This window comes from Microbacterium azadirachtae (assembly GCF_000956545.1).
In the GTDB taxonomy this organism is placed as follows: Bacteria; Actinomycetota; Actinomycetes; order Actinomycetales; family Microbacteriaceae; genus Microbacterium; species Microbacterium azadirachtae.
Window position 1 is genome coordinate 1 of record NZ_JYIT01000032.1, and the last position, 9,698, is coordinate 9,698.

Consider the following 9,698-nt stretch of genomic DNA (forward strand, 5'->3'; position numbering starts at 1 on the left):
GGTGCCGGCGCTGCAGCGAGCACTCGCGCTCGCCGAGGTGCACGACGTTCCCGTGCGCATCGGCCAGGATCTGCACCTCGATGTGGCGCGGCGTCGTGAGGTAGCGCTCCAGGAACAGGGCGTCGTCGCCGAAGCTCGCCGCCGCCTCGCGCCGTGCGGCCGCGATCGCGTCCGCGAGCTCCGCTTCCTCGGCGACGACGTGCATGCCCTTGCCGCCGCCGCCCGCGGACGGCTTGATGAGCAGCGGATACCCGATCCCGGGGGCCGCGGCGGCGAGCTCGGCGTCGGTGAGCCCCGGCCTGGCGATGCCGGGCACGGTGGGCACCCCGCGCTCGGTCACCGCGAGCTTGGCGGTGATCTTGTCGCCCATCGTGCGGATGGCGTCCGCGGTGGGGCCGATGAAGACGATGCCCGCCTGCTCGCAGGCCTCCGCGAAGGCGGCGTTCTCGGCGAGGAACCCGTAGCCCGGGTGGATCGCCTGCGCGCCCGTGGCGCGTGCGGCGTCGAGCACGGCCTCGATGGAGAGGTAGCTCTGCGCGGCCGGGGCGGGCCCGATCCGCACGGCGACGTCGGCGAGCGCGACGTGCCGTGCTCCGGCGTCCGCGCCGCTGTAGACCGCGACGGAGCGGATCCCGAGGCGTCGCAGGGTCGCGATGACGCGACAGGCGATCTCGCCGCGGTTGGCGATGAGGACGGTGTGGAACATCTCGGGGATCTCCGTGCGGGGCGTCTCGGTCATCGTGATCACATCCGGAAGACGCCGAAGCGCCGGCTCGCCGCTGTGCCGGTCTCGTCGAGGGGTGCGCGGAGCACCACGTCGAGCGCGAGCCCGAGCACGTCGCGGGTCTGTCCCGGCTCGATGATCCCGTCGTCCCACAGCCGTGCGGTCGAGTAGTAGGGGCTGCCCTGCTCCTCGTAGGCGGCGCGGATCGGAGCCTGGAACGCGGCCTCCTCCTCGGCGGACCACGTGCCTCCCGCGCCCTCGATCTGGTCCCGCCGCACGGTCGACAGCACGGACGCGGCCTGCGGGCCTCCCATCACCGAGACCCGCGCGCCGGGCCAGAGCCAGAGGAACCGCGGGGAGTACGCCCGGCCGCACATCGAGTACGTGCCGGCGCCGAAGGATCCGCCCACGACGACAGTGAGCTTGGGCACCGTCGCCGTCGCCACGGCGTTCACCATCTTCGCGCCGTGCTTCGCGATCCCGGAGGCCTCGTATTCGCGGCCGACCATGAACCCCGTGATGTTCTGCAGGAACAGCAACGGAGTGCGGCGCTGCTCGCAGAGCTCGATGAAGTGCGCGCCCTTGAGCGCCGACTCCCCGAACAGCACGCCGTTGTTCGCGATGATGCCGACGCGGTGCCCGTGGATGCGCGCGAACGCGGTCACCAGCGTCGTGCCGTACTCGGGCTTGAACTCGCTGAACGCGCCGCCGTCGACGATCGCCCGGATGATCTCCCGTGCGTCGTAGGGAACGGTGAGCTCGACCGGGACGACGTCCTGCAGCTCGACCGCGGGGGGATCCACGACCGCGGCGGGCGGCTCGGGCGTCGGCGCGGCGTCCGGCAGGGTCGCCACGATGTCGCGGACGATCTGCAGCGCGTGCTCGTCGTTCTCGGCGAGGTGGTCGGCGACGCCGGAGATCCTCGTGTGCACCTCGCCGCCGCCGAGCTCCTCGGCCGTGACGACCTCGCCGGTCGCCGCCTTCACGAGCGGTGGCCCGCCGAGGAAGATCGTGCCCTGGCCGCGCACGATCACCGTCTCGTCGCTCATCGCGGGCACGTACGCGCCGCCCGCGGTCGAGGAGCCGAGCACGGCGGCGATCTGCGGGATGCCGTCGCGCGACATCCGCGCCTGGTTGTAGAAGATGCGGCCGAAGTGGTCCCGATCCGGGAACACCTCGTCCTGCATCGGCAGGAACGCGCCGCCGGAATCGACCAGGTAGACGCAGGGGAGGCGGTTCTCCGCCGCGATCTCCTGCGCGCGCAGGTGCTTCTTGACCGTGATCGGGTAGTAGGTGCCGCCCTTGACCGTGGCGTCGTTGGCGACGACCATGACGTGCCGTCCGTGGATCAGCCCGATCCCGGCGATCACGCCTGCGGAGGGGGCGTCGCCGTCGTACAGGCCGTAGCCGGCGAGAGGTGCGATCTCGAGGAACGGGCTCCCGGTGTCGAGCAGGCGGTCGACCCGGTCGCGGGCGAGCAGCTTGCCGCGCTCGGTGTGCCGCAGGCGGGCCTTCTCGGGGCCGCCGAGCGCGGCCTGGGCGCGACGCTCGCGCAGCTCCTCGACCAGCTCGCGGTAGGTCGGCGAAGCGACGCTCGGCGCGGTTGATTCGGACACAGCACCCTCCATCGGGCGACGTTGCAGCAGTCGGTGGACTCGGGATTCAGATTAGCGAGCGTTAACTGAAATGTCCACGACGAGGAGGAGTGCGCGGCGACCGGGGCGGCGGGGCCGCCCGGCGTCAGACTGCGTACTCGGCGCGGATCCGGTCGCGCAGCTGCACGCTGCAGGCCGCCACCGTCTCGTCCCACACCGTCGTCGCGCCGTCCTGCGCGGTGTCGGAGATGGCGCGCAGCACCCGGATCGGCACGCCGAACTGATCGGCGACCCAGACGTAGGCGTAGGTCTCCATGTCCACCAGGACGCCGCCGAGGCCGCGGATGCGCTCGACGACGGAGACGTCGTCGACGAAGCTGTCGCCGGTCGCGATGACGAGCCCGTCGCGGCCCGTCGCGACCCGCGGCGGCAGCGAGACGTGCTGGCCGATCACGCCGTCCAGATCCTGCACGTCGTGCTGGATGGCCGCGGTGATCTCGTAGACGCCGCCGGGAAGGGCGGGATCCACGCCGCCGGCGGTGCCGACCACGACGATCTCCTCGTAGGCGGTCGCGTCCAGCGCGCGGGTGAGACCGTAGGCCGCCTTGAGCTTGCCGGGGCCGGTGACGAGCCGGTCGAAGCCCTCCAGCGTCTCGGGGAAGGCCTGCAGTTCGGAGGCAAGGGCGGCGACGAGGAGTCTCATGGATCCATCCTCCCGCATGTTCACACACCCGTACTTCGACGGGCTCAGCAACCAGTCTGGGGCGATACTGGATCCACGACCGAAGGAGAAGCATGACCCTGCAGCAGGACATCGCCGCCGACCTCGGGGTGCGCCCCCTCATCGACCCCGCCGCCGAGATCGACCGGCGGGTCGGCTTCCTCGTCGACTACCTGCAGCACACCGGGGCGAAGGGCTACGTCCTCGGCATCTCGGGCGGCCAGGACTCGACCCTCGCCGGCCGGCTCGCCCAGCTCGCGGTGGAGAAGGTGCGCGCCGAGGGCGGCCAGGCCGCCTTCATCGCGGTCCGGCTGCCGTACCGGGTGCAGCACGATGCCGACGACGCGACGGCGGCGATGGCGTTCATCGCGCCGGACGAGGGCGTCGAGGTCAACATCGAGCACGGCGTGGACGGCCTCGAGAGCGACCTCGAGGCGGCAGGCCTGGAGGACGTGGCCGACTTCCACCGCGGCAACATCAAAGCGCGCCTGCGCATGGTCACGCAGTACGCGATCGCGGGGCAGCGCGGCATGCTCGTGATCGGCACCGACCACGCGGCGGAGGCCGTGACCGGGTTCTTCACCAAGTTCGGCGACGGCGCGTGCGACCTCACCCCGCTGTCCGGCCTCTCCAAGCGGCAGGGCCGCGCGCTGCTGCTCGAGCTCGGCGCACCCGAGCGCCTCGCGTACAAGGTGCCGACGGCCGACCTGCTGGACGGCACGCCCGGACGCGCCGACGAGGACGAGCTCGGCCTCACGTACGAGCAGATCGACGACTACCTGGAGGGCCGTGAGGTCGCCGCCGACGTGGCGCAGCGCATCGAGGCGCGCTACCTCGCGACCTCGCACAAGCGCCGCCAGCCGGTCACGCCCGACGACACCTGGTGGCGCTGAGCGTCCGCGCCCTCGTCGTCGACGACCCCGGCACTGTCCGCGGCCCCGTCTAGGGTCGAAGGGACGGCCCGATCCGTCGCCCCCGAACGACAGGAGCCCTCGTGCGCGTGATCACCCCTTCCGGATCCGAGACGACCGGATCCGATGAGGGCGCGGCCGGCTCCGCACGCCGGGTGATCTGGAGCGCCACCGACCTCAAGCTCGCCGCCGAGTGCGAGTTCGCCTGGGCGCGTGCGCTGGACGCCAAACTCGGTCGCATCGAGGCGGTCGAGGATCCGGAGGACGCCACGCTCGCCCGCGCTGCGGCGATGGGCGACGCCCACGAGCTGGTCGTGCTCGACGACTACGTCCGCAGCCACGGGCGCTCGCAGGGCGGAGGGCCGGGAGTCGTCGAGCTGCCGAAGGTGTCGTCGACCGACGCCGAGGCGCTCGCCGCAGCGGTCGCGGAGACCGGGCGCGCGCTGCGCTCCGAGGCGACCGTCGTGTACCAGGCGGCCTTCTCGACGCCCGAGTTCGTCGGGTTCGCGGACTTCCTGCTGCGGGATCCGGACGGCCGGTGGCGGGTGCAGGACTCCAAGCTCGCCCGCACGGCGCGCGTGACGGCTCTCATGCAGCTGGCGGCATACGTCGATCAGCTCGATCGGCTCGGGATCCCCCGCGCGGATGAGGTCGACCTGATCCTGGGCGACCGGAGCGTGTCCACCCATGCCGTGCGCGACCTGCTGCCGCTGTTCCACGTGCGCAGAGCGCGGCTGCGCGCCCTCATCGCGGACCGGCGCGTCGAGGAGGGCGCCGCCGGCGCGCCGCTCGCCTGGGGCGATGACCGCGGAGACCTGCAGGTGGTCGCCTGCGGGCGCTGCGCCACGTGCGAGGCCGAGGTGATCGCCCACCGGGATCTGCTGCTCGTCGCGCGCATGCGGCCCGTGCAGAGGGCGCGGCTCCGCGCGAACGGCATCACGACGATCGACGATCTCGCCGCGGCCGCGGAAGCCCCCGAGGGCATGAGCGCGGAGACGTTCGAGGCGCTGCGCGCGCAGGCCCGGCTGCAGCTCGCCGCCATGTCCGCCGATGCCGCCGCGATGGAGGCGGGGGAGGCCGACGCCCATCCGGTGCCGCCCTTCGAGGTCGTCTCCGCCGCGGCGATCGGGATGATGCCGCGACCCAGCCGCGGCGACCTGTTCTTCGACTTCGAGGGCGATCCGCTCTACACCGAGCCGGGGGAGGGACAGCCCTGGGGGCTGGACTACCTGTTCGGCTGGGTCGACGATGCGGAGCAGTACTCGGCGCTGTGGGCGCACGACTTCGCCGCGGAGAAGCAGGCGCTCCTCGACTTCCTCGACTTCGTGGCCGCGCGCCGGGCGGCGCATCCCGACATGCACATCTATCACTACGCGCCGTACGAGACCTCGCATCTGCAGAACATGGCGGAGCGGTACGGGGTGGGCGAGGCCGCCGTCGACCGGCTGCTGCGCGAGGGCGTGTTCGTCGACCTCTACCCGCTGGTGCTGCGCACGGTGCGGATCGGATCCCGCTCCTACTCGATCAAGAAGCTCGAGCCGCTGTACATGGGCGCCGAGGTGCGCACCAGCGACGTGCAGAAGGGCGACGACTCGATCGTCCAGTACGTGCAGGCGCGGGGGCTCGCCGCCTCCGGCCGCACCGAGGAGGCCGACCGGATCCTCGCCGACCTCGCCGACTACAACCGGTACGACTGCGTGTCCACGCGGAGGCTGCGCAACTGGCTCGTGGGTCTCGCCCGCGAGGCCGGGGTGCTTCCGGCGCCCCCGGACGAGCCGGAGACCCGCGCCTACGAGCCGGCGCCGCTCTCGCTCGCGCTGCAGGCTGAGGGACAGCGGGTGCACGAGGCGGCCCGGGACGCGGGGGAGACCGGCGCGGCACTCGAGCGGGCAGGTCAGACGCACCGGGTTGCGGCCGCCGCGATCGACTACTTCCCGCGCGAGGCGAAGAGCTTCTGGATCTCGCACTTCCAGCGCCTGCGCGAGCCGGTGACCCTGTGGGAGTCCACGCGCGACGTGCTGCGGATCGATCCGGATCGCTCGACGGTCGTGCAGGACTGGGGTCAGGAGGAGGGCGCGCGCGCCGTGACCCGCCTCGTCGACCTGCACGGCGAGCTCGCTCCGGGCAGCACGCTCGGCGTCGGTGGCAGCCCGTTCGCGCTGTACGCCTCCCCGCCGCCGTTCTTCGGGGAGTTCCCGTCGCGTGTGATCCACGTGCCGCACGAGGTGGAGATCGTCGACGTGCGCGACGACGGATACCGGATCCGCGAGCGCTCGATCGGCGGGCAGACGTGGGACGAGCTGCCGCTGGCGCTCACTCCCGCCGCTCCGCCCCGCGTGAACTCCCTGCAGAGCGCGATCGAGGAGTGGGCGGGTGCGGTTCTCGACGCCGCGCCGGAATTCCCGGAGGACGCGGCGACCGATGTGCTGCGCCGAGCCGTGCCCCGCACGGTCTCCGGTGCGGCGATCCCGGTGGCCGACGGGGACGCGGCCGACGCGATCGTGCGCGGCGTGCTCGACCTCGACCGCAGTTATGTCGCCGTGCAGGGCCCTCCCGGCACGGGCAAGACCTACACCGCGTCGCACGTGATCGCCCGCCTGGTGAACGAGCACGGCTACCGCATCGGAGTGGTGGCGCAGTCCCACTCGATCGTGGAGAACCTGCTGGAGCGGGTGGTCGAGGCAGGGGTGCCGGCGTCGCAGGTCGCAAAGGCGCCGAAGGATCCGGAGGCGGAACCCGTGTTCACCGCGATCCGCAAGGACGGCATGGCCGGATACCTCGCCGAGCAGGCCGCCGCCGGCGTCGGCTGCGTCGTCGGCGGGACGGCGTGGGACTTCTCGAACACGCGGCGCGTGCAGCGCGGAGAGCTGGATCTGCTCGTGATCGACGAGGCAGGGCAGTTCTCGCTCGCGTCGACGATCGCCGTGGCCGGCGCCGCGCAGCGCCTGCTGCTGCTCGGAGATCCGCAGCAGCTTCCCCAGGTGAGCCAGGGCACGCATCCGGAACCCGTCGACACCTCGGCGCTGGGCTGGGTCATGCACGAGAAGGCCGTGATCGATCCCGCGCACGGATCCTTCCTCGCGCGTTCCTGGCGCATGCATCCGGCCGTCGCCGCCCCCGTCTCGGAGCTCGCCTACGCCGGCGCCCTCGCCTCGGCGCCGGGCGCCGAGCGCCGCACCATCGACGGAGTGGAACCGGGCCTGCACGTGCGTCGGATCCGGCATCGGGGCAACGCCACCCAGTCGCCCGAGGAGGCGGCCGAGGTGGTGCGCATCGTCCGCGACCTGGTCGGACGCGCCTACTCCGACGGCATGGAGGGCGCGGCGCCCCGGCCGCTCCAGCAGGCCGACATCATCGTGGTCGCGCCCTACAACGCCCAGAAGCAGCTGATCCTCGACGAGCTCGCGGCCGCGGGTCTCGGCGACGTCGCCGTCGGCACGGTCGACAACTTCCAGGGGCGCGAGGCCGTCGTGTCCATCACGTCCCTCGCCGCGTCGAGCGGTCGCGACGCTCCCCGCGGCCCGGAGTTCCTGCTGCTGCAGAACCGGCTCAACGTGGCGATCTCCCGCGCCAAGGTCGCCGCGTACCTCGTGCACTCGCCGGCGCTTCTCGACGACCTGCCGTGGACGCCGGAGGGGGTCGCGCGGCTCAGCGCGTTCGCCCACCTGGTGGGTGCCGACCGCGATGCCGACGCACCGGGTGGCCGACGCTCTGCTGAGGCGGATGAGCTCGTCACGGCCGGCGTCGCCGATGCACACTGAGGCCGAGATCGCCCGGGCGTCCGCGGCGTGGATCTGGTTCCCGCGTGACAGCGAGCACGAGCGGTCCGCCCTGCAGCTGGTCCGCTACCCGGCCCGTTTCGGGGGTGGAGTGCGCGGTTCGCAGATCGCGTCGGAGCTCGACGCGGCAGCGGTGCTCGACCATGCGATCGCGCGCACTCGCGCATGGGGTGAGGAACGCCTCGTCGTATGGACGAATGCGGCCGACAACCCCGACCTCGAGGACGAGCTGCGACGACGCGGCGCCGTGCACGACGACACACTGACGGTCTTCGCGCGTCCGGTCCCCGGCGACCCGATCGCGGTGCCGGAGGGCCGGGCGGCGCAGGTCGTGCAGACTCTGCAGGATGTGCGGGACGTCGATGTCGTCAACGTCGCGGTCTGGGATCAGGCCCCTCTCGATGAAGGCGGGCTGCGCACAGAGTTCGCGGAGGTCGCGGCCGATGCCGCGGCGGGAACCGGCGCGCGGGTGCTGGCCCGCATCGACGGGAGCCCGGCCAGTACCGGTGGCTGCACCATCGTCGACGGTTTCGTCCGGCTGTGGGGTGCGGCGACGATGCCCCGGTTCCGCGGCCGCGGCGCCTACCGCGCGGTGCTCGCCGAGCGGCTGCGCGTCGGTGCCGAGCGCGGAGCGCGCACGGCGCTCGTCAAGGGACGCGTCGAGACGTCGGCGCCGATCCTCGCGCGCTGCGGCTTCACCGCGTACGGCGAGGATCGCAGCTACGTGCTCGCCGTGTGAGCGAGCGGATCGGGCAGAAGGTCAGACCGTGCCGTACAGGCGGTCGCCGGCGTCGCCCAGGCCGGGAACGATGTAGCCCTTCTCGTTCAGGCGCTCGTCGAGCGCACCGAGGACGAGGGTGACGTTGCGGTCGCCGACGAGGCTCTCGATCGCGGCGACGCCCTCCGGGGTGCCGAGCAGGCAGATCGCGGTCACGTCGTCGGCGCCGCGGTCGAAGAGGAACTGGATCGCGGCGGCGAGGGAGCCACCGGTCGCGAGCATCGGGTCGATCGCGAAGCACTGCCGGCCGCTCAGGTCGTCGGGCAGCCGCTCGGCGTAGGTCGTCGGCTCGAAGGTCTCCTCGTCGCGGACCATGCCGAGGAAGCCCACCTCGGCCGTCGGCAGCAGCTTCACCAGGCCTTCGAGCATGCCGAGTCCGGCGCGCAGGATGGGCACGACGATCGGGCGCGGCTCCGAGATCTTCACGCCCATCGTCGTGGTGACGGGCGTGGTGATCTCGATCGGCGTGACCCGCACGTTCCGCGTCGCCTCGTAGGCGAGCAGCGTCACGAGCTCCTCGGTGAGCTGGCGGAACACCGGCGACGGGGTGCGCTCGTCGCGCAGCACCGACAGCTTGTGGGTGATGAGGGGGTGGTCGGCCACGTGAACGCGCATAGAGACAGAGTATCCGGTGACGGACGTGCGGCTAGGCTCGTCCCGCGGGACGACGGCGGGAGTGACGGTGGGCGAGACGGCGGAACCGGTGACGGACGCGGCGGCGATGGACCGCGCGCTCCGGCTCGCCGCCGATGCCGCAGCCGCCGCCGAGATCCCGGTCGGCGCGGTCGTGCTGGATCCGGAGGGGCGGTTCCTCTCCGAAGGGCGCAACAACCGCGAGGAGACCGCGGATCCCACCGGGCACGCGGAGATCGTCGCGCTGCGGGCGGCTGCCGCGGCGCGCGGATCCTGGAACCTCAGCGGCTGCACGCTCGTGGTCACGATGGAGCCGTGCGTGATGTGCGCGGGGGCGATCCTGCAGTCGCGCGTCGGTCGCGTGGTGTTCGGCGCCTGGGACGACAAGGCGGGGGCGGCCGGGTCGCTCTACGACGTGCTGCGCGACCGCAGGCTCCCGTACCGGGCGGAGGTCGTGGGCGGAGTCCGCGAGGCTGAGGCGGTCTCCCTCCTGCGGACGTTCTTCACCCCCCGCCGCTGACCGCCCCCGTCCCGCTTCCGTCTATTTGCGTCAAACC

Annotated in this window: 8 protein-coding genes; 4 read left to right on the forward strand and 4 right to left on the reverse strand. The window is 72.5% G+C overall.

The window, feature by feature from the left end:
* From RL72_RS00515 to RL72_RS00525, 3 genes are all read right to left on the reverse strand, one after another.
* A partial coding sequence (locus tag RL72_RS00515; RefSeq protein ID WP_282955656.1) for a biotin carboxylase N-terminal domain-containing protein occupies positions 1–739 on the reverse strand: 739 nt, incomplete at its 3' end.
* A gap of 5 nt (positions 740–744) precedes the next feature.
* Positions 745–2,352 carry a carboxyl transferase domain-containing protein gene (locus RL72_RS00520; RefSeq protein ID WP_045248843.1) on the reverse strand — a complete coding sequence of 536 codons (1,608 nt, stop codon included), beginning with the start codon at positions 2,350–2,352 and terminating at the stop codon, positions 745–747.
* Between the two features lie 112 nt (positions 2,353–2,464).
* On the reverse strand, positions 2,465–3,022 hold the full coding sequence (locus RL72_RS00525) for a phosphorylase family protein (protein ID WP_045248844.1): 558 nt from the start codon (positions 3,020–3,022) through the stop codon (positions 2,465–2,467).
* Positions 3,023–3,114: 92 nt separating this feature from the next.
* Between RL72_RS00525 and nadE the strand changes: the two genes are divergently transcribed.
* The 3 genes from nadE (at position 3,115) to RL72_RS00540 (ending at position 8,469) form a co-directional block, all read left to right on the forward strand.
* Positions 3,115–3,933, forward strand: a complete 819-nt coding sequence (nadE, locus tag RL72_RS00530) for an ammonia-dependent NAD(+) synthetase (RefSeq protein ID WP_045248845.1) — start codon at positions 3,115–3,117, stop codon at positions 3,931–3,933.
* 110 nt (positions 3,934–4,043) lie between these two features.
* Positions 4,044–7,712 (forward strand): TM0106 family RecB-like putative nuclease, encoded by a 3,669-nt coding sequence (locus RL72_RS00535; protein ID WP_082071874.1) that lies wholly within the window; start codon positions 4,044–4,046, stop codon positions 7,710–7,712.
* Entirely contained in the window at positions 7,702–8,469 is a 768-nt protein-coding gene (locus RL72_RS00540) for a GNAT family N-acetyltransferase (RefSeq protein ID WP_248700318.1), read from the forward strand. The genes RL72_RS00535 and RL72_RS00540 overlap by 11 nt, the downstream gene beginning before the upstream one ends.
* Before the next feature lie 21 nt (positions 8,470–8,490).
* Here the strand turns inward: RL72_RS00540 and upp are convergent, their stop codons facing one another.
* A complete protein-coding gene (gene upp, locus RL72_RS00545; protein WP_045248847.1) occupies positions 8,491–9,123 on the reverse strand; it encodes a uracil phosphoribosyltransferase in 633 nt (210 codons plus the stop codon).
* A gap of 106 nt (positions 9,124–9,229) precedes the next feature.
* Between upp and RL72_RS00550 the strand changes: the two genes are divergently transcribed.
* Positions 9,230–9,661 carry a nucleoside deaminase gene (locus RL72_RS00550; RefSeq protein ID WP_045248850.1) on the forward strand — a complete coding sequence of 144 codons (432 nt, stop codon included), beginning with the start codon at positions 9,230–9,232 and terminating at the stop codon, positions 9,659–9,661.
* The last annotated feature ends 37 nt before the right edge of the window (positions 9,662–9,698 follow it).